At 63.5% G+C, this 19,021-nt stretch carries 18 protein-coding genes, 4 tRNA genes and 1 pseudogene; 4 read left to right on the forward strand and 19 right to left on the reverse strand.

Annotated features, from left to right (window positions below; all coding sequences use genetic code 11):
• Positions 1-10 precede the first annotated feature (10 nt).
• From QM748_RS08385 to QM748_RS08435, 11 genes are all read right to left on the reverse strand, one after another.
• Positions 11-86 (reverse strand) — tRNA-Ala (locus QM748_RS08385).
• A gap of 90 nt (positions 87-176) precedes the next feature.
• Positions 177-253: transfer RNA gene (locus tag QM748_RS08390), tRNA-Asp, on the reverse strand.
• A gap of 65 nt (positions 254-318) precedes the next feature.
• Positions 319-394, reverse strand: a tRNA-Glu gene (locus QM748_RS08395).
• 30 nt (positions 395-424) lie between these two features.
• Positions 425-500: transfer RNA gene (locus tag QM748_RS08400), tRNA-Ala, on the reverse strand.
• A gap of 60 nt (positions 501-560) precedes the next feature.
• Positions 561-1,985, reverse strand: coding sequence for an FAD-binding oxidoreductase (locus tag QM748_RS08405; protein ID WP_415246536.1), 1,425 nt, complete (start codon positions 1,983-1,985; stop codon positions 561-563).
• 57 nt (positions 1,986-2,042) lie between these two features.
• Positions 2,043-2,999 carry a patatin-like phospholipase RssA gene (rssA, locus tag QM748_RS08410; protein WP_415246537.1) on the reverse strand — a complete coding sequence of 319 codons (957 nt, stop codon included), beginning with the start codon at positions 2,997-2,999 and terminating at the stop codon, positions 2,043-2,045.
• 29 nt (positions 3,000-3,028) lie between these two features.
• Entirely contained in the window at positions 3,029-4,360 is a 1,332-nt protein-coding gene (rimO, locus tag QM748_RS08415) for a 30S ribosomal protein S12 methylthiotransferase RimO (protein ID WP_415246538.1), read from the reverse strand.
• Between the two features lie 51 nt (positions 4,361-4,411).
• Positions 4,412-5,011, reverse strand: a complete 600-nt coding sequence (gene phaR, locus QM748_RS08420; RefSeq protein WP_415246539.1) for a polyhydroxyalkanoate synthesis repressor PhaR — start codon at positions 5,009-5,011, stop codon at positions 4,412-4,414.
• Positions 5,012-5,142: 131 nt separating this feature from the next.
• Positions 5,143-5,883, reverse strand: a complete 741-nt coding sequence (locus QM748_RS08425; RefSeq protein ID WP_415248041.1) for a beta-ketoacyl-ACP reductase — start codon at positions 5,881-5,883, stop codon at positions 5,143-5,145.
• 231 nt (positions 5,884-6,114) lie between these two features.
• A complete protein-coding gene (gene phbB / locus QM748_RS08430) occupies positions 6,115-6,855 on the reverse strand; it encodes an acetoacetyl-CoA reductase (RefSeq protein WP_415246540.1) in 741 nt (246 codons plus the stop codon).
• A gap of 99 nt (positions 6,856-6,954) precedes the next feature.
• Positions 6,955-8,700, reverse strand: coding sequence for a PHA/PHB synthase family protein (locus tag QM748_RS08435; RefSeq protein WP_415246541.1), 1,746 nt, complete (start codon positions 8,698-8,700; stop codon positions 6,955-6,957).
• A gap of 97 nt (positions 8,701-8,797) precedes the next feature.
• Between QM748_RS08435 and QM748_RS08440 the strand changes: the two genes are divergently transcribed.
• Entirely contained in the window at positions 8,798-9,013 is a 216-nt protein-coding gene (locus QM748_RS08440) for a hypothetical protein (RefSeq protein ID WP_068637007.1), read from the forward strand.
• A gap of 30 nt (positions 9,014-9,043) precedes the next feature.
• Here QM748_RS08440 and pgeF read toward each other — a convergent pair whose 3' ends face one another.
• On the reverse strand, positions 9,044-9,808 hold the full coding sequence (pgeF, locus tag QM748_RS08445; RefSeq protein ID WP_415246542.1) for a peptidoglycan editing factor PgeF: 765 nt from the start codon (positions 9,806-9,808) through the stop codon (positions 9,044-9,046).
• Entirely contained in the window at positions 9,805-10,761 is a 957-nt protein-coding gene (gene rluD, locus QM748_RS08450; RefSeq protein WP_415246543.1) for a 23S rRNA pseudouridine(1911/1915/1917) synthase RluD, read from the reverse strand. The genes pgeF and rluD overlap by 4 nt, the downstream gene beginning before the upstream one ends.
• A 13-nt stretch (positions 10,762-10,774) precedes the next feature.
• Here rluD and QM748_RS08455 point away from each other — a divergent pair, with 13 nt between their 5' ends.
• Both QM748_RS08455 and QM748_RS08460 read left to right on the forward strand, forming a co-directional pair.
• A complete protein-coding gene (locus QM748_RS08455; protein ID WP_415246544.1) occupies positions 10,775-11,602 on the forward strand; it encodes an outer membrane protein assembly factor BamD in 828 nt (275 codons plus the stop codon).
• Positions 11,603-11,651: 49 nt separating this feature from the next.
• The gene (locus QM748_RS08460; protein WP_415246545.1) at positions 11,652-11,981 is read left to right on the forward strand and encodes a DMT family transporter; all 330 of its coding nucleotides are present in this window, start codon (positions 11,652-11,654) and stop codon (positions 11,979-11,981) included.
• Between the two features lie 46 nt (positions 11,982-12,027).
• Here QM748_RS08460 and nadE read toward each other — a convergent pair whose 3' ends face one another.
• Positions 12,028-12,819 (reverse strand): NAD(+) synthase, encoded by a 792-nt coding sequence (gene nadE / locus QM748_RS08465; RefSeq protein ID WP_415246546.1) that lies wholly within the window; start codon positions 12,817-12,819, stop codon positions 12,028-12,030.
• A gap of 206 nt (positions 12,820-13,025) precedes the next feature.
• A pseudogene (locus QM748_RS08470) lies at positions 13,026-13,530 on the reverse strand (MarR family winged helix-turn-helix transcriptional regulator).
• A 261-nt stretch (positions 13,531-13,791) separates the two neighbouring features.
• On the opposite strand from QM748_RS08470, the gene QM748_RS08475 reads away from it, so the two are divergent.
• Positions 13,792-15,096 (forward strand): chloride channel protein, encoded by a 1,305-nt coding sequence (locus QM748_RS08475; RefSeq protein ID WP_415246547.1) that lies wholly within the window; start codon positions 13,792-13,794, stop codon positions 15,094-15,096.
• Here QM748_RS08475 and QM748_RS08480 read toward each other — a convergent pair.
• The 4 genes from QM748_RS08480 to QM748_RS08495 all read right to left on the reverse strand — a co-directional run bounded on the left by QM748_RS08480 (position 15,093) and on the right by QM748_RS08495 (position 19,020).
• Positions 15,093-16,046, reverse strand: coding sequence for a branched-chain amino acid ABC transporter permease (locus QM748_RS08480; protein ID WP_415246548.1), 954 nt, complete (start codon positions 16,044-16,046; stop codon positions 15,093-15,095). The two genes, QM748_RS08475 and QM748_RS08480, sit on opposite strands and share 4 nt — an antisense overlap.
• A gap of 22 nt (positions 16,047-16,068) precedes the next feature.
• Complete coding sequence (locus QM748_RS08485) at positions 16,069-16,953, reverse strand: branched-chain amino acid ABC transporter permease (protein ID WP_415246549.1); 885 nt, start codon at positions 16,951-16,953, stop codon at positions 16,069-16,071.
• 71 nt (positions 16,954-17,024) lie between these two features.
• Positions 17,025-18,239, reverse strand: a complete 1,215-nt coding sequence (locus QM748_RS08490; RefSeq protein WP_415246550.1) for an ABC transporter substrate-binding protein — start codon at positions 18,237-18,239, stop codon at positions 17,025-17,027.
• 58 nt (positions 18,240-18,297) lie between these two features.
• Positions 18,298-19,020: an ABC transporter ATP-binding protein gene (locus QM748_RS08495; RefSeq protein ID WP_415246551.1), complete on the reverse strand. Its 723-nt coding sequence runs from the start codon at positions 19,018-19,020 to the stop codon at positions 18,298-18,300.
• Position 19,021 lies beyond the last annotated feature (1 nt).

The raw sequence follows: 19,021 nt of genomic DNA on the forward strand, positions 1-19,021 counted from the left end.
TCACTTCGTTTGGTGGAGGTAAGCGGGATCGAACCGCTGACCTCTTGCATGCCATGCAAGCGCTCTCCCAGCTGAGCTATACCCCCACAGTGAGCCGGTGATTATAGCAACCCCTGGAGCTCTTCGCAAGATTCTCGGCCTTTGAAAATCTTGCTCGAGCATGGCCCAAATGAAACTGGCGGAGTGGACGGGACTCGAACCCGCGACCCCCGGCGTGACAGGCCGGTATTCTAACCGACTGAACTACCACTCCGCACTGACCTGACCGGCATTCCTGCCAGTTCTGCCTTCCAGCCACTCGGGCTGAAACGCCTTGTATGGCGTCCCCACGGGGATTCGAACCCCGGTTATCGCCGTGAAAGGGCGGTGTCCTAGGCCTCTAGACGATGGGGACTGCAGTACTGCAAAACTACTTCACTTCGTTTGGTGGAGGTAAGCGGGATCGAACCGCTGACCTCTTGCATGCCATGCAAGCGCTCTCCCAGCTGAGCTATACCCCCGTCACCGAAGAGCGCGAATTATAGGATGCAGATTTCGGTCTGTAAACACCTATTTCAACATCAAGCCTTCTTTTCTTTCACCGCCAACACCTTGCCCGGATTCATCAAGCCGCTAGGGTCGAAAGCCTGCTTGATCGCCCTCATCATGTCGATCTCCACTGGCGACTTGTAGCGCGGCAACAGATCGCGCTTGAGCTGCCCCAGCCCATGTTCCGCCGAAATGGAGCCGCCAAGTCCGGCGACGAGATCGTGCACGATCCGGTTCGCCTCGGGAGTCAGGGAGATGAACTCCTGGTTGCCGGCAGCCTCGGGTTTCGACAGGTTGTAATGCAGGTTGCCATCACCAATATGGCCGAAGGCCACAATACGTACATCGGGCCAGGCAGCCTGCAGGGCGGCTCGGGCGCGCTCGAGGAACATTGGGATGCGGCTCACCGGCACGGAGACGTCGTGCTTTATGCTGAAGCCTTCTATCCGCTGCGCCTCGGAAATGTTCTCGCGCAAGGCCCACAAGGCATGTACCTGGGCAAGGCTGCCCGCGATCACGCCATCGATCGCCAGCCCCCGTTCGACGGCGAGGGCAAGCGCCTTTGCGAGCCGATCGTCGAGCGACACATCGGAACTGTCCGAGAGTTCGAGCAACACACTCCATTCCGCCCCGGAAGGCAATGGCGCCCGCATGCCTGGAATATGCGTCAGCACCAGATCGAGCGCACTGCGGCCGACCAGTTCGAAAGCCGTCACCCGGTCGCCGCACGTGTCGCGCATCAAGCCGAGCAGACCAACCGCCGACTGCGGGTCCGGTACCATGATCCAGGCCGTCGAGCGGCTGCGTGTGGCCGGAAACAGTTTCAGCACCGCGGCAGTGATCATGCCCAGGGTCCCTTCCGCTCCGACGAAAAGCTGCTTCAGATCGTAGCCGGTATTGTCCTTGCGCAAACCGCGCAGGCCATCCCAGATGCGGCCGTCGGGAAGCACCACCTCCAACCCGAGCACGAGTTCACGCATGTTGCCGTAGCGCAGAACCTGCACTCCACCAGCATTGGTCGAAAGATTGCCCCCGATCGTGCAACTTCCCTCGGATGCAAGCGACAGCGGAAACAGCCGGCCCGCAGCGGCAGCTGCCTGCTGGACCGCCATCAGGGTACATCCTGCTTCCACCGTGACGGTATTGTTGTCGGCATCGATGGCACGGATGCGATCGAGACGTCGCAGGCTCAACACCACCGCACGCCCATCGCACACTGGCGTCGCACCGCCGCACAAACCGGTATTGCCGCCCTGTGGAACCATCGGCACATCCATCGCAGCGCACTGACAGACCACGTCCGCAAGCTCTTGGGTCGTCGCCGGCAACACCACCGCGCGTGCAGTCCCTTTGTAACGTCCACGCCAATCGACAAGGTAAGGAGCCATATCGCCCGCATCGGTGAGCACATGGCTGTGACCGACGATCAGCCGCAATTCCTGAATGAACCCGTCCATGTTCAAGCTCCGGTTCAGCGTCCCACGCAGGCATGGCTGCCGGCCATCCGGCGATATTCAATCGGCGTCGTGGCCCAATACATAGCGCAGCAGGGGCCGCATGCGCATCACCGCCGCTTCACCCTCGGCGAGCGCTTCCGCTGCGCGGTGGTAATCCATCAAGCCAAGTTGGCCGACACGCGGCGAAATCATGACGTCTGCCGGCTCCCCTGCCAGGCGGCTGCGCGCAATCCGCACCTGCATGATGTTGATGCTCGAGCTGATGACGGATATCAGCGACGGAGCAGCCTCGTCAGTGCTGCCAATGCCATTGCCGAAGCCGAGCCGCGACAACAGGCGCTCGCTCCAGCCCGCTTCGGTTTCTTCGGAGGGAGTCGGTTCGATCGCGGCACGCTGGAAAGCACGGCCCACCATGTCCGAGCCGAGATCGACAGCAATCACGATATCGGCTCCCATCGCCCGGCACAGCGACACCGGTACGGGATTTACCAGGCCGCCATCGACCAGCAACCGCCCTTCGTGCATCACCGGCGTCATCAGCCCGGGCAAGGCGATCGAGGCCCGCACGGCCGCGGAGACACTGCCTTCCTGCAGCCAGATTTCCCGCCCGCTCGTCAGTTCGGTGGCGACGCAGGCAAAGCGCGTTTCCAGTTCGGAAAAGTCCCGATCGACGAAGTTGCGCTGGAAGAAACCGATGAGCTTGTCGCCCTTGATCAGCCCACCTCGCAGCGACACGTCGAGCAGCGAGACAACGTCCTGCCATTTGAGCGTTTCCGCCCACTGGGTGAGCTTGTCGAGATCGCCCGAGGCCGCTGCAGCGCCGACGAAGGCGCCGATCGAGCAACCGCAGATGATCCGGGGCCGAACCCCCTCCTCCGCCAGCGCTCGCAGCACGCCGAGATGCGCCCATCCGCGCGCCGCGCCGCTGCCCAGCGCAAGGCCGATGACCGGCTCGTGCCGGTGGAGCGGCTTGACGCGCGGCTTGACCGGCGCCTGCGGATCAGGCTCATCCATGGCGGATCACCCTGACGCCGGCCACAACATCAGTCGAGCCGCTCGGCGTAGAGATCGTGGACATCGCAATCGGTGATCCGCACACGGACGAAGTCGCCTGTCGCGAGGCCTTCGGCATCCGGGACGATCACCAGGCCGTCGATCTCCGGCGCATCGCCCGGCGACCTGGCCAGCGCGCCTTCCTCGTCGATGTCGTCGACCAGCACCGTCATCTCGCGGCCGATCCGCGCTTCGAGGCGCTGGGTGGAGATGTCTTCCTGGAAATCCATCAGGCGCGCGCGGCGCTCCTCGCGCACCTCGTCCGGCACCGCACCTTCCAGCTCATTGGCTGCCGCCCCTTCCACCGGGGAATAAGCGAAGGCGCCGACGCGGTCGAGCTGCGCTTCCTCGAGGAAGTTCAGCAGCATCTCGAAATCTTCCTCGGTCTCGCCGGGGAAGCCGGTGATGAAGGTCGAGCGGATCGTCAACTCCGGGCAGATGCTGCGCCACTTGCGCACGCGCTCGAGCACGTTCTCGGCATTGGCCGGGCGCTTCATCGCCTTCAGGATGCGCAGACTGGCATGCTGGAAAGGCACGTCGAGATAAGGCAGGATCTTGCCTTCGGCCATCAGTGGAATCAGTTCGTCCACACTCGGATACGGATACACATAGTGCATGCGGATCCAGATGCCGAGCTCGCCCAGCGCCTTGGCGAGATCGTAGAGCTTGGTCTTCAGCGGCTTGCCACCCCAGAAGCCGGTGCGGTACTTGACGTTGACACCGTAGGCCGAGGTGTCCTGCGAAATGACCAGGATTTCCTTGACGCCGGAAGCGGCCAGCGCCTCGGCCTCGCGCATCACCTCGTGGATCGGGCGGCTGACGAGATCGCCGCGCATCGACGGGATGATGCAGAAGGTGCAGCGGTGGTTGCAGCCTTCGGAAATCTTCAGATAGGCGTAGTGCTGCGGCGTCAGGCGGATGCCTTGCGGCGGCACCAGGTCGGTGAAGGGGTCGTGCGGCTTGGGCAGGTGCTTATGCACCGCGTGCATGACCTCTTCGGTGGCATGCGGACCGGTCACTGCCAACACCTGGGGATGGGCCGCCAGCACCACGTCATCCTTCACCCCCAGACAGCCGGTGACGATGACCTTGCCGTTCTCGTTCAGGGCTTCGCCGATGGCATCGAGCGACTCTTCCACTGCGGCGTCGATGAAGCCGCAGGTGTTGACCACGACGAGATCTGCGTCGTCATAGGAGCCTGTGATGGCATAGCCCTCGGCGCGCAGCCGGGTCAAAATGTGTTCGGAGTCGACCGTCGCCTTCGGACAGCCGAGCGATACGAAGCCGACGCGCGGCAGGTCCGAGGTCTTGAAAGTGCTCATGCTTGATTGGCCTGTCGGGGTCGGCGCAGGACGAGCCTGCGCAAGCGTGTCTTATCTGTGTGAGCCGCTCTTGTCCGAAGCCGGGCGGCCGGAAGGCGGGGTTTCGTCGCTCTGCACACCGTAATTCGGGAACTTGAAGCCGGTGAACATGTTGCGTGTCTGGCTTTCGAGCTGTTCCTGCATCTGCTCGAACATCTTCTTGGACTGATCGACGTAGGCGCCCATCATGCTCTGCAGCGCCGGCCCCTGGAAATTGAGGAACTGGGCCCAGAGATCCTGGCCGACCGGGCTGTTGTCGCCGTAGATGGAACGTGCCTGCTCCTGCAACTTGCCCTGCATGTCGGTGAAGGCCTTGATGTTGTTCTCAAGGTACTTGCCCATCATGCCCTGCATGGCATTGCCGTAGAAGCGGATCATGTGCGCCAGCAGGTCGCTGGTGAACATCGGCGCCCCACCCGCCTCTTCTTCCAGGATGATCTGCAGCAGGATGCTGCGCGTCAGATCCTCGTTGGTCTTGGCGTTGACGACCTGGAACTCCTCATGATTGAGGACGAGTTCCTTGACGTCGGCAAGCGTGATGTACGAACTGGTGCGGGTGTCGTACAGACGGCGGTTCGGATATTTCTTGATCAGGCGCGACTGCTCGGGCATTTCCCCATCTCCTCGGCGGTGGCCACTCCGCTCTTTGGTCTTGAATGTCAACTTCGATTATATCGCGCTGCGAAAACGAAACCCCGCCTTCCGACGGGGTTCCGTGATTTCGCGCATGACACGGTGCAGCATCAGCACATGTGCAGGCCACCGTTGATGTTGATGGTGGCGCCGGTGATGTAGCCAGCCTTGTCGGACGCCAGGTAGGCGCACAGGTCGCCGATTTCGTCCGGACGGCCCAGGCGCTTCATCGGCACGGTGTCGATGATGCTCTGACGGATGTCGTCGCGGATCGCCATGACCATGTCGGTGCCGATGTAGCCGGGTGCGATCGCATTGACCGTCACGCCCTTGGTGGCCAGCTCGGCCGCCAGGGCCTTGGTGAAGCCCAGCACGCCAGCCTTGGCGGTGGAATAGTTGGTCTGGCCGGCCTGGCCCTTGACGCCATTGACCGACGAGATGTTGACGATGCGGCCCCAGCCGCGCTCGGCCATCTTGGCGGACACGTGGTGGGTGACGTTGAACAGGCTGTTGAGGTTGGTGTTGATCACCGCATCCCACTGGTTCTTCTCCATCTTCGGGAAGAACTTGTCGCGGGTGATGCCGGCGTTGTTGACCAGCACGTCGATCGGGCCGACTTCGGCTTCGATCTTGGCAACCATCGCGGCGCAGGACTCGTAGTTGGAAACATCACCTTCGGCGGCGACGAAATCGAAGCCCAGGTCGCGTTGGGCAGCCAGCCAGCCATCCTTCTGGTCGAAGTTGGGCAGGCAGTTGGCCACGACCTTGAAGCCATCCTTGGCCAGCGATTGACAAATCGCGGTGCCGAGACCACCCATGGCGCCGGTGACGAGAGCGATTTTCTGCGACATCATGAAATCCTTCTGGATCTGTTTGCGTGACCGAGAAACCATCGCGAAACACGATCCGGACGGACCCCTCGGCGTTCTTGCGGCAGCGCATCAGCTGCTTTGCCATGGCATTATAACTATTGCCAGCAAATTTTGCTGCAACGCAATACGCCCAGGAATGGTGCGCACAATGAAAAGCGGCGCGCCCCGCAAGGGACGCGCCGCCTGTACATGGCGAACCGCAGAAGCGGATCAGAACATGTGCTGACCGCCGTTGATGGAGATGTTGGCACCGGTCACGAAGGCTGCCTCTTCCGAGGACAGGTAAGCGACCAGACCGGCGATCTCTTCCGGCTTGCCCAGACGGGACACCGGAATCTGCGGCAGGATCTTCGAGTCGAGGATCTCCTGCGGAATCGCCATCACCATCTTGGTGCCGATGTAGCCCGGCGAGATCGTGTTGACCGTCACGCCGTTGCGCGCCACTTCGAGCGCCAGCGCCTTGGTGAAACCATGCATGCCGGCCTTGGCGGCCGCATAGTTGGTCTGGCCGAAAGCACCCTTCTGGCCGTTGACCGACGACACGTTGATGACGCGGCCCCACTTGCGCTCGACCATGCCGTCCATGACCTGCTTGGTCATGTTGAACACCGAATCGAGGTTCGTGCTGATGACTGCATCCCAGTCGGCCTTGCTCATCTTCTTGAAGGTCATGTCGCGGGTGATGCCCGCGTTGTTGACCAGCACGTCCACCGGACCGACTTCGGCAGTCACCTGCTCGATGCAGGCCTTGGCCGAATCAAAGTCGGCGACGTCACAAGGGTAGGCCTTGAAGCCATAGCCCATGTTGTTCATCGTTTGCAGCCATTCGGCCGCCTTGCTGTTACCCGGCGAGTGGGTGGTGACGACCTTGTAGCCCAGTGCCGCAAGCTTGATGCAGATCGCTTCACCCAGACCGCCCATACCGCCAGTGACCAATGCAACTCTCGACATGAATTTCTCCTCTCCCTAATGGGTTTCTTATGGGGGCGGGTGGAACATGGACCGGGCAGCGCCCTCCCCACTCACTGCGGTCCCGTTGATCAACAACGCTCAGGCGCGCTCCTTCACGTAGCGCCCCGGCGCCGGCTCGATCGGCTCGTACTTGGTGCTGCCGAGGCGGCCACGTGCGGCAACCTGCTTGCCGCCATGCTGCCCCAGCCACTCGATCCAGTGCAACCACCAGCTGCCCTTCTGCTCGCCGGCTTGCTCCAGCCATTCGTCCGGATCGGTCGGCTTGCTCTCCGCCGTCCAGTAGCTGCGACGATTCTTCGAGGCCGGATTGATCGCCCCGGCGATGTGGCCGCTGGCGCCGAGCACGAAGGTGGTGTCGCCGCCGAGCAGGTTGCGCGCCAGATAGGCACTCTTCCACGGCACGATGTGGTCTTCGCGCGCGGCCATCAGATAAGCCGGCATGTCCACCTTCGCAAGGTCGATCTTTTCGCCCAGCATCTTGAGCTTGCCGGGAACGCGCAAGTTGTTCTCGAGATACATGTTTCGCAGATACCAGGCCAGGAACGGACCAGGCAGGTTGGTCGAATCGGAGTTCCAGTAAAGCAGATCGAACGCCTGGGGCTTGTTGCCCTTCAGGTAGTTGCCGACGACATACTGCCAGATCAGGTCGTTGGCACGCAGCGACGAAAACACATTGGCCAGTTCCTGACCGCGCAGCACTCCGCCCTTGCCGATCGTGGCTTCGCGTGTCGCGACACTCGCTTCGTCCACCAGGCAGCCGATCTCGCCGGCATCGGCAAAATCGAGCAGCGTCGTCATCAGCGTCAGGCTGGCGACAGGCTCTTCGCCCCTGGCACGCGCCACCGCCAGCGCAGAGGTGAGCAAGGTGCCACCGACGCAGAAGCCGAGCACGTTCGGCTTCTTGACCCGCGTCACCGAACGCACCACCTCGAGCGCCGTCAGCGGGCCCTTCTCGAGATATTCGTCCCAGGTATGGTGGCCACCGGATTCTGGCCGCGGATTCTTCCACGACACCAGGAACACCGTGAAACCCTGTTCGACGATGAAGCGAACCAGGGAATTCTCCGGCTGGAGATCCATGATGTAGAACTTGTTGATGCAGGGCGGAATGATCAGCAGCGGCACTTGCGCGACCTTCTCGGTCAGCGGCGAGTACTGAATCAGCTGCATCAACTCGTTCTCGAAAATCACCGACCCCGGGGTCAGCGCGAGATTGCGCCCGACCTCGAAGGCTTCGTCGTCGGTCATCGAGATGCGCCCCTTCTCGAGGTCGCCGAGCATGTTGCGCACGCCGCGCGCGATGCTCTCGCCCTTGGTCTCGATCGCGGTCTTGATGAACTCGGGGTTGGTCGCGGCGAAATTGGTCGGCGACAGCGCCTCGATGTACTGCCGGGTCAGAAATTGGATGCGTGATTTCGCGCGTCCGTCCGCGATCGGCAGCGCATCGGCCATCTCCTTGAGGAAACCGGCATTCAGCAGGTAGGCCTGGCGGACGTAGTCGAAAACGGGGCTCTCGGACCACTCCGGCGCGTTGAAGCGGCGATCACCCGGCTCAGGCCGCACCACCGGTGCAGCTTCGCCGTCAGGCTTGCGCGAAAGCATCGACGACCACAGCGCCACATGCTTTTCGGCGAACGCCTGCTGCATGCGCGCCATCTCGGCGGACTCCGGCATCGGCAGCTTGGGTACTGCAACACCCGAAGAGTCCTGCATCGCAACCTGCTGGCGCGCCAGCGCATCGAAGAAATTCTGCGCCATGGCCTGACCAGCTGCCAGCATTGCCTGCATGCCTGCCGTCAACTGACTGCCTGCGGAATCCGACATTCTTATCTCCTCTATCCACGGGCAACGGAACGCCTGTGGGTTTGCCTTGTTATCAGCGCCTGACTACCTCGGACGACCCGAACGGTAGAATGGCGCCATGTACCTTATCGCAATCGCCTGGCTTTATGTCGCGCTGCTGGCAAGCATCACCGAAAACACGGTCGTCGGGGGCGTGTTGACCTTCATTTTCTTCGGCCTTGCTCCAATGGCGTTGTTCTTCTGGCTGTTCGGAACACCGACCCGGCGGCGGCGACAGCGCGAGCGGGAATCGAGAGGGCTCAACGATAGAGCCGAATCGGACGCCGATCAATAGCCAGCGCTCAGCCACGCCTGCAAAAATGATCTAAGCCGGCGGCTCCAGCCAGACGAGCGTGGCAAAACGCCCTGTCTGCCGGTCCCGCCGATACGAGTAGAAGCGCTCCGGGTTCCCGACCGTACACACTCCGCCACCTTCGATGCGCTCGACGCCCGCCGCCAGCAGACGCTGCCGGGCCAGCATGAACAGATCCGCCAGCCATTTGCCCGGCGTCCGCGCCTGGACGAAAACCTGTGCAGCTTCGGGATTCATGCTCACGAACACCTCACGCACTTCGTCACCGACCTCGAAGCTGCCGGGCCCGATCGCAGGCCCGAGCCAGGCCCGCAAGCGGGCGGGCGGAACCGCCATCTTTGCGATCGCAGCCTCGAGCACACCGCCTGCCAATCCCCGCCAACCGGCATGGGCTGCCGCCACCACCGAGCCATCGTCGTCACAGAACAGCACCGGCAGGCAGTCTGCGGTCATGACGACACAGACCCGTCCCGGCTCGCGCGCCACCGCAGCATCTGCAACCGGCACGCCAGCCACAGGCACGTCCGCGTCGGCCACCGCACAGCCATGCACCTGCGACAGCCACAAGGGCTCGGCAGGCAGCATTTCCCTCAACATCGCGCGGTTGCGCGCAACCGCCTCCGGCTCGTCGCCGACATGCTCGCCAAGGTTGAAGCTGTCGTATGGAGGCAAACTGCAGCCGCCGAGGCGCGTGGTCAGCAAAGCCCGCACGTTGGCCGGCATGGACCAGTCGGGCCGGATCACGCCTGGAAAGGCGCCTGTCGACGAACCGCTCATGCTTCTGCCTTCACGCGTTTCAACAGCGTGGCGAAATCGGCTGCCATCGGCGCCTCCCACTGCATGAACTCCCCACTGGCCGGGTGTACCAGGCCGAGCTGGAAAGCATGCAGCGCCTGACGCACGAAGCCTTCGCATGCCGGATCGGGCAAGCGCCGCCCCCCATAGACCGGGTCACCCACCAGCGCATGGCCGATGTGCGCCATATGCACCCGTATCTGGTGCGTGCGCCCCGTTTCGAGCCGGCACTCCACCAAGGTCGTTCTTGCGAAGCGTTCGACCACCGCGTAATGGGTCAGCGCCGGACGCCCATTGCCGACCACCGCCATGCGCGTCCGCTGCGTCGGATGCCGCCCGATCGGCGCGTCGACACTCCCTCCCGAATGGAGCACGCCCTGCACCAATGCCCAGTAGTGCCGCGTCACCGTGCGCGCCTGCAACTGGCGGACCAGATCGGTCTGGGCCTGCAGTGTCTTGGCCACTACCAGCAGCCCGCTGGTGTCCTTGTCCAGCCGATGCACGATGCCGGCACGCGGCACTTCCGCCACCGCCGGGGCATGATGGAGCAAGGCATTGAGCAAGGTTCCGCTCCAGTTGCCGCTGCCCGGATGCACCACCAGCCCGGCAGGCTTGTCGATCACCAGCAGGTGCGCATCTTCGAACACCACCTGAAGCGGAATGTCTTCGGGCTGTTCCGCTCCTGGTGTGGGCACCGGCGCAGCATCGACTTCGACACACTCGCCGCCATGCACCTTGCTGCGCGCATCGGGAGACGCGCCATCGACGCGGATGCGCCCATCCTTCAGCCAGGCCTGCAGGCGGCTGCGGGAATGCTCGGGGAAAAGCCGGGCCAGAGCCTGGTCCAGCCGCAAGCCAGCCAGATCGACGGGAATCATCTGCACTACGGGCAGGTTCGACTCGTCGGCTGCTATATAATCGGCGCGTTCATTCAAGCGAGTTTCTTCGATGGCCAGGTTCACCCTTGGAAGTGTAGCGGGAAAAGCAGCGCTGATCGGCGCGCTGATGCTCGGCGGCTGCGGTCTGCTGCCCGAACAGGTCGATGAGACGACCGGCTGGAACGCCCAGCGACTCTACTCCGAAGCCAAGACCTCGATGTCCGAAGGCGCCTACGACCGCGCCATCCAGATGTTCGAAAAGCTCGAGGCGCGCTATCCCTATGGCCGTTATGCGCAGCAGGCCCAGATCGAGGTTGCCTACGCGTATTACAAGCAGGGCGAACAGGCACTGTCGCTGGCCGCGGCGGACCGCTTCATCAAGCTTCACCCCAACCACCCGAACGTGGACTACGTCTACTACCTGAAGGGGCTGGTGAACTTCAACGAGGATCTCGGCCTGCTCGCCGGCCTGTCGCGCCAGGATCTGTCCGAACGCGACCCCAAGGGCGCTCATGAAGCCTTCGAAAGCTTCCGCGACCTCGTCACGCGCTTCCCGGAAAGCCGCTACGCGGACGACTCCCGGGCACGCATGCAGTATTTGGTCAATTCGCTCGCTGCCCACGAAGTCCACGTCGCGCGCTACTACTACAATCGTGGCGCCTATGTCGCCGCGATCAACCGCGCCCAGACGGCCGTAGCCAACTTCCCCCAGGCGCCCTCCAACGAAGAGGCGCTGTTCCTGCTGGTCAAGAGCTACGACGCGCTCGGCATGACCCCGCTGCGTGACGATGCCGACCGGGTGATGCGCACCAATTTTCCCGATAGCGTTCTACTTCTCCGGCGGCCCGGAGAGCGACAAACCGTGGTGGCAGCTCTGGTAAGCCTTCGGGCTGGATGAAGGCGGGCACAACCCAGGCGCCTGGCCCTTCCATCGATCGGAGCAGGCCATGAGGTGGATTTATCTGGCTATCGCCATCGTCGCCGAGGTGATCGCCACCTCATCGCTGAAGGCGAGCGACGGTTTCACCAGGCTGTGGCCCTCCGCCTTGTCGGTAGCCGGCTACGGCCTGTCGTTCTTCTTTCTGTCGCTGACGCTCAGGACGGTCCCGGTCGGAATCGCCTATGCGATCTGGTCTGGCGCCGGCGTGGCGCTGATATCGCTCATTGCATGGCTGATGTTCGGGCAGAAGCTCGATGCTGCAGGCCTGATCGGCATCGGGCTCATCGTTGCCGGCGTCATCGTGCTCAACGTATTCTCGAAAACCGGCAGCCATTGAACTTCACTCCCCGACGCCTGCGCCGGGGTACCGCGACTCATTCAGCTCAACGCAGCAGTTCCGGCGGGATGGCGCACACCGGGATCGGATTGATCTTGTGCTGCATCGCACGGTGCAGGCGGTCGTAGATCTCGAACACTTCGCGCTCGCGACCGCTGAAATCCTCGGCACGGTGGCCGTCATGCACCGACATCGCCCATTCCAGCTCAGGGTAAGTAGCGCCCATCTGCTCTTCGTCGGTCCTGTCGGTATCCCACAAACCATCGGTCGGCGCCGCATCCTGGATGCTCTGCGGCACGTCCAGCGCCCTGGCCAGTTCATAAACCTGGGTCTTGAGCAGATCGGCAATCGGGCTGATGTTGACGCCGCCATCACCGTACTTGGTGAAAAAACCGACGCCGAAATCCTCGACCTTGTTGCCGGTACCGGTCACCAGCAGGCCATGCTGCTGGGCGTGGTAATACAGCGCAATCATGCGCAGGCGGCTGCGGGCATTGGCCAGCGCCAGATGGGTATGCGGCTGGCTCTCGTCGTCGATGCCGACAGCACGGACGAAGGCATCGAAAGTGCCGCTCAAATCGACCCACTGCTCTTCCACATTGCTGTAGCGCCCTCTCAGCTGCCCGATGTGCTCCTGGGCACGGCTCACCTGGTCCGCCTTCTGGCGGATCGGCATTTCCAGCACCAGGGTTTGCAGTCCGGTCCTGGCGGCCAGCGTGGAAACCACGGCGGAATCGATGCCGCCCGACACCCCCACCACGAAGCCGTTTACACCAGCCTTGACCGCATAGTCCCTCAGCCACCGGACGATATGGTCGATCACCGCCGTCGTCTGCATGATTCATCCCCGTCGATAGAATTGTGCACGGCAGCAATATACTGCCATTGCCGGCTGCCTGGAAAGAATGGCGCGGCGCCTCCGGCATCGATGCAGCAAACAGCGGGAAATCAGCATCGCATCGACAACCCAAAAAAAGAGCGGCCCGAAGGCCGCTCAAGCTGCTGTCTGCATCCGCGGCGCCAGGCACCCCGACACAGTGAAACTCATTCGGTAAACGGCAGGGGCTGCATGCCGAAACCTTCATCCAGATCGCGGATCTGCAACAGAAGCCCATCCAGCTCGTTCTGCAGGCGCTGCAGTTCCTCTACCTCGAGAAGACGAAGCCCTTCGACCAGCACACCCCTCGCCGGCGACGGCGCTCGGCCGAGCATGGCCTCCCCTTCGTCGGTGAGGTACAGCCGCACCACCCGCTGGTCGGCACTGGTGCGCTCCTTGCGGATCAGGCCGCTGGTCTCGAGGCGATCGACCATGTTGGACGCCGTTCAACTGATGCAGCGCCATGCGCTTCGCCAGTTCCCCGACGCGCAGCCCCGGCGCCTCGATCAGCTCCTGCAGCACCCACAGCTGTGCCCCCGTCACACCACTCTGCCGCTCGATCCATTGGGAATGCCGCTGGGCAGTCCGGATCAGAACCCTGAAACGCTGAAGAACCGACAGCGGTGTCGCCGGAGGCGCGGGTTTCTTTGTCTTCTGTTGCGTTTCCGCCATTTGAATCTTGCTCCAACTATATTTGCCTGAATCAGTATTGTCAAAATTACTGTAAAACCGCACGCTCGCGCCCCGCATGGTAGCGATATCGTCCACCTTCCGCATGATGGGGATGTCGCATCGCCGCATCATGTAGCCGACACGCCACTCCCCCACTGCCCGAACATGGACACGCCGCAGTCCCCTCCCCCTTCCGATACGCGCACCCCCCTCTTATCGAATCCGTTTCGCAGCCTCGCCCGTGGTGGCCGCCGCTATGCATTGCCCTGGCTTTCCATCCGGCGCTGGCACAAGCGCCTGCTGCTGGTCGGCGCGGCACTGTTCGCGGGCCTGATCGCAATCGGCTTCGCACTCGGCGCCGACACGGCGATCGAAATCCATTCGCACATCATGAAGGAGCGGCCCTGGCTCACGCTGCTGGTCGCACCGGCGGGCTTCGCCGCGGTGGCGTGGATTTCGCGCAGATTTTTCCCCGGCACCGAGGGCAGCGGCATTCCCCAGGCAATTGCCGCATCGCAGTCGGACGACCGCAGGGTGCGGCGGCAATTCCTGTCGCTGCGGATCGCCCTGGCCAAGGTCGTACTGACCCTGGGCGGCCTGCTGTCGGGCGCCTCCATCGGCCGTGAAGGGCCGTCGGTGCAGGTCGGCGCATCGGTGATGCACATGCTGGCAAAACGCCGGCGCATCGCCTCCAGCCGAGATCTGATCGTCGCCGGCAGCGGCGCAGGCATCGCGGCGGCATTCAACACCCCGCTGGGGGGCATCATGTTCGCAATCGAGGAGATGTGCCGCCACCGGGTGTTCCAGGCCAACAGCACCACGCTGACCGCGGTGATCTTCGCCGGCCTGATGTCGCTGGCCGTTCTGGGCAACTACACCTATTTCGGCCGCACCCCGGCGGCGCTGAGCTGGCCCGACGGCATCTGGCCGGTACTGGCCTGCGGCATCGCCGGCGGTCTGCTGGGCGGCGGTTTCTCTCGCCTGCTGATCGCCTCGGTACGCGGCCTGCCGGGCAGGCTCGGCGCGTTCGCGCAATCGCGCCCGGTCGCCTTCGCCGCCGCCTGCGGACTGGCGACAGGCATCATCGGCCTCGCCAGCGGCGGCATCACCTACGGTACGGGATACGCCGAATCCAAGGCTGCGCTCGAAGCGTCGGCGGCGCTGCCGATGCTGTTCTTCGCCATGAAGCTGGCCGTGATCTGGCTGGCTTTCGTCTCACGCATTCCGGGCGGAATCTTCGCCCCCGCGCTCGCGGTCGGCGCCGGCCTGGGTTCGGACATTGCCGCCCTGCTGCCGGGCGGCACCGAGGTTGACGCCGCCATCATGGTGCTCGGCATGGTGGCCTTCCTCGCCGCGATGACGCAGACCCCGATAACGTCCTTCGTCATCGTCATGGAGATGACCGCCAACCACGAGATGCTGCTGCCGCTGATGGCGACCGCCGTGGTTGCCCACGGCGTTTCACGCTCGGTGGCGCCGGTACCGCTCTACCACGCCCTCGCCTACCCCATGCTGCGGCGGGCCGAGGGGCGGGTGTCTCCCGCCGCCCCGGCAAAAGACGCTTAGCGGATACCCGCGCGCTGGATCAGCGCCTGCAGTTCGCCGACGATGCCGCGGCGGAACAGCAGCACGCAGATGACGAAGATCACGCCCATGATCACGGTGACCCACGAGCCCACCGAATCGGCCAGCTCGGTCTGCAGCGAGACGATGGTGGCTGCGCCGACCAGCGGGCCGAGAATGGTGCCCAGGCCGCCGAGCAGGGTCATCAGCACCACCTCGCCCGACATGTGCCAATGCACGTCGGTCAGGGAGGCAAGCTGGAACACCAGGGTCTTGGTCGCACCGGCCAGGCCGGCCAGCGAAGCCGACAGCACGAAGGCCAGCAGCTTGAACTTGGCCACGTCGTAGCCCAGCGACACCGCGCGCGGCTCGTTCTCGCGGATCGCCTTCAGGATCTGGCCGAAGGGCGAATGGATAGCGCGGTAGATGATCGCAAAGCCGATGCAGAACACCGCGAAGACGAAGTAGTACATGGCGATGTTGTTCGACAGGTCGATGATGCCGAACAGGTGGCCGCGCGGCACGCCCTGCAGGCCGTCCTCGCCGCCGGTCGCCTTCCACTGCAGCACGATGAAATACACCATCTGCGACAGCGCCAGCGTGATCATGGCGAAGTAGATGCCGGTACGCCGGATCGCCAGCACGCCGAACACCCAGCCCAGCGCCCCCGCCGCCAGCGTGCCGCCGATGACGCCGACTTCGGGCGTCACGCCGAGATCGCGCACCAGCATGCCGCAGATGTAGCCCGCGCTGCCGAGAAAGGCCGCATGGCCGAAGGACAGCAGGCCGACGAAGCCCAGCAGCAGGTTGAACGCGCAGGCGAACAGGCCGAAGCAGAGGATCTTCATCAGGAAGGTCGGGTACATCGCGAACGGCGCCACCAGCCCGATCACGAACAGCACGCCGAACAGCAGCGGCGTGGCGCGGGCGAACATCGAATTCGTATTGTTCATCTGTCTCTTTTCCCCGGTTCGCTCAAGCTGCCTTGCCGAACAGCCCGGCCGGCCGCACCAGCAGCACGATCACCATGATCACGAACACCACCACCGCCGAAGCCTCGGGGTAGAACACCCGTGTCAGGCCTTCGATCAGGCCGAGGCCGAGGCCGGTCAGGATCGACCCCATGATCGAACCCATGCCGCCGATCACCACCACGGCGAACACGACGATGATCAGGTTCGCCCCCATCAGCGGATTCACCTGATAGACCGGCGCCGCCAGCACCCCGGCAAAAGCCGCCAGCGCAACGCCGAAGCCGTAGGTGAAAGTGATCAGCAGCGGCACGTTGATGCCCAGCGCCTGCACGATCTGAGGATTTTCTGTACCGGCGCGCAGATAGGCGCCGAGCTTGGTCTTTTCGATGACGAACCAGGTGCCGAAGCACACCGTCAGCGCCGCCACCACGACCCAGCCGCGGTAGATCGGCATGAACATGAAACCGAGGTTGACGCCGCCCTGCAGCGCTTCAGGCACCGGATAGGACTGGCCGGAGATGCCGTACTGGTCGCGGAACAGGCCTTCGAAGATCAGCGCCAGACCGAAGGTCAGCAGCAGGCCGTAGAGATGGTCCAGCTTGTACAGCTTGCGCAGCATCGTGCGCTCGATCAGCACGCCGAGAGCGCCGATGACGATCGGCGACAGCAACAGCGCCACCCAGTAATTGACGCCGAACTTGGTCAGCGCGATCCAGGCGACGAAAGCCCCCATCATGTACTGCGCCCCATGGGCGAAGTTGATGATGTTGAGCAGGCCGAAGATGATCGCCAGGCCGAGGCTGAGGATGGCGTAGAACGAGCCGTTGATCAGGCCGACGAGCAACTGGCTGCCGAGCAGCGCACTGGGGACACCGAATATTTCCATACGAGACTCCCGCACCGGAACGGGCACTCCGTTCCGGTGCGCAGCGAAATGCGGTTCTTTCCGCGATCAGATCACTTCTTGACAAGCGGGCAGACCGATTCGGACAAGGGCAGGAAAGCCTCCTCGGCCGGAATCGTCGCGCGGATGTGGTAGTAGTCCCACGGCCCCTTGGATTCGGCCGGCGTCTTGACCTGGGCCAGGTACATGTCATGCACCATGCGGCCATCCTCGCGGATACGGCCGTTCTTGCCGAAGAAGTCCTTGATCGGCGTCTTCTTCATCTGCGCCATGACCTTGCCCGCATCGTCCGTGCCGACGGCATTGACCGCGCGCAGGTAATGCAGCACCGACGAATACTGGCCCGCCTGCACCATCGTCGGCATCTTCTTGTGCTTGTCGAAGAAGCGCTTCGACCAGGCCCGCGTCTCGTCGTCGAGATCCCAGTAGAAGCCGGTGGTCAGGTACATCGTCTGCGCGGCCTGCAGGCCCAGCGAATGCACGTCGGAGATGAACAGCAGCAGGCCCGCCAGTTGTTGCTTGGGCGTGATGCCGAACTCGGCCGCCTGCTTGATCGCGTTGGTGGTGTCGGCGCCGGCGTTGGCCAGGCCGATGATCTGCGCGCCCGAAGCCTGCGCCTGCAGCAGGAAGGACGAGAAATCCGACGCCGGGAAGGGGTGGCGCACCGAGCCCAGCACCTTGCCGCCGTTGGCGACGACGACCGCGGACGAATCCTTCTCCAGCGACTGGCCGAAGGCGTAGTCGGCGGTCAGGAAGAACCAGTTCTTGCCGCCCTGCTGCGTCACCGCCTTGGCCGTGCCGTTGGCCAGCGCATAGGTGTCATAGGTGTAGTGCACGGTACGGTCGTTGCACTGCTCGTTGGTGATCGGCGTGGACGCCGGGCCGCTCATCAGCGCGATGCGGTCCATTTCCTTGGCGATCTTCATCACCGCCAGCGCGGTGGAGGTGGTCACCAGCTCGGTCACGGTGTCAACGCCGTCTCGCTCGAACCACTGGCGTGCCCTGTTCGATGCGACGTCGGCCTTGTTCTGGTGGTCGGCGGACACCATCTCGATCTTGAACGCCGGCTTGGCCTCGGCGATGAAATCGTCGATCGCCATCTGCGTGGCAACCACCGTGCCCGGCCCGGCCACGTCGGAATACGTGCCCGACATGTCGGTCAACACCGCGATCTTCACCGCATTGCCGGAAATCTGCGCGCTCGCGGCACCGGACAGCATTGCAAAAGCGGCCGCGCAGGCCAGGGTCGTCAGCTTCTTCATCTGCATCGTGGTCTCCCGTCTCTTCCTTCTCGGTTGTGATACGCAGGGCTGGGCAGAATTCCGCTCAAACCCCAAGCGTCTGGTGCAACCAGTCCATCTTGCCGGGCAGTTCCTCGGCGCTGATGGTGGCAATGATCTCCCCGTGCTCCAGCACGTAGTGGCGGTCGGCCAGCGGCGCGGCAAAACGGAAGTTCTGCTCGACCAGCACGATCGTGAAACCGCGCGACTTCAACTCGATGATGACTTCGCCCAGCTTCTTGACGATGACCGGCGCCAGCCCTTCGGTGATCTCGTCGAGCAGCAGCAGCTTGGCCCCGGTGCGCAGCACCCGCGCCATCGCCAGCATCTGCTGCTCGCCGCCGGACAGCTTGGTACCCGGGCTGTTGCGGCGTTCGAGCAGGTTGGGGAACATCCTGTAAATCTCATCCACCGACATCCCGCCGCTGGCCACCTGCGGCGGCAGCATCAGGTTCTCCTCGCAGGACAGCGACGCGAAGATGGCCCGCTCCTCGGGCACGTAGCCGACGCCATAGCGCGCCATGCGGTGCGTCGGCTCGGCGATCACTTCCTTGCCATTGACCATGATCGAGCCGCTGCGCCGCCCGACCAGGCCGAGGATGGACTTCAGCGTCGTCGACCGGCCCGAGCCGTTGCGCCCGAGCAGGGTCACGCATTCACCGCGCGCCACCTGCAGATCGATGCCGTGCAGGATGTGGGATTCGCCGTAGAAGGCATGCAGATCGTGGATCCGCAGCATTTCGGGGTGGGGATGGAAAGCGCTGGTCATG

The organism is Thauera sp., from assembly GCF_047601425.1.
Lineage (GTDB): Bacteria > Pseudomonadota > Gammaproteobacteria > Burkholderiales > Rhodocyclaceae > Thauera.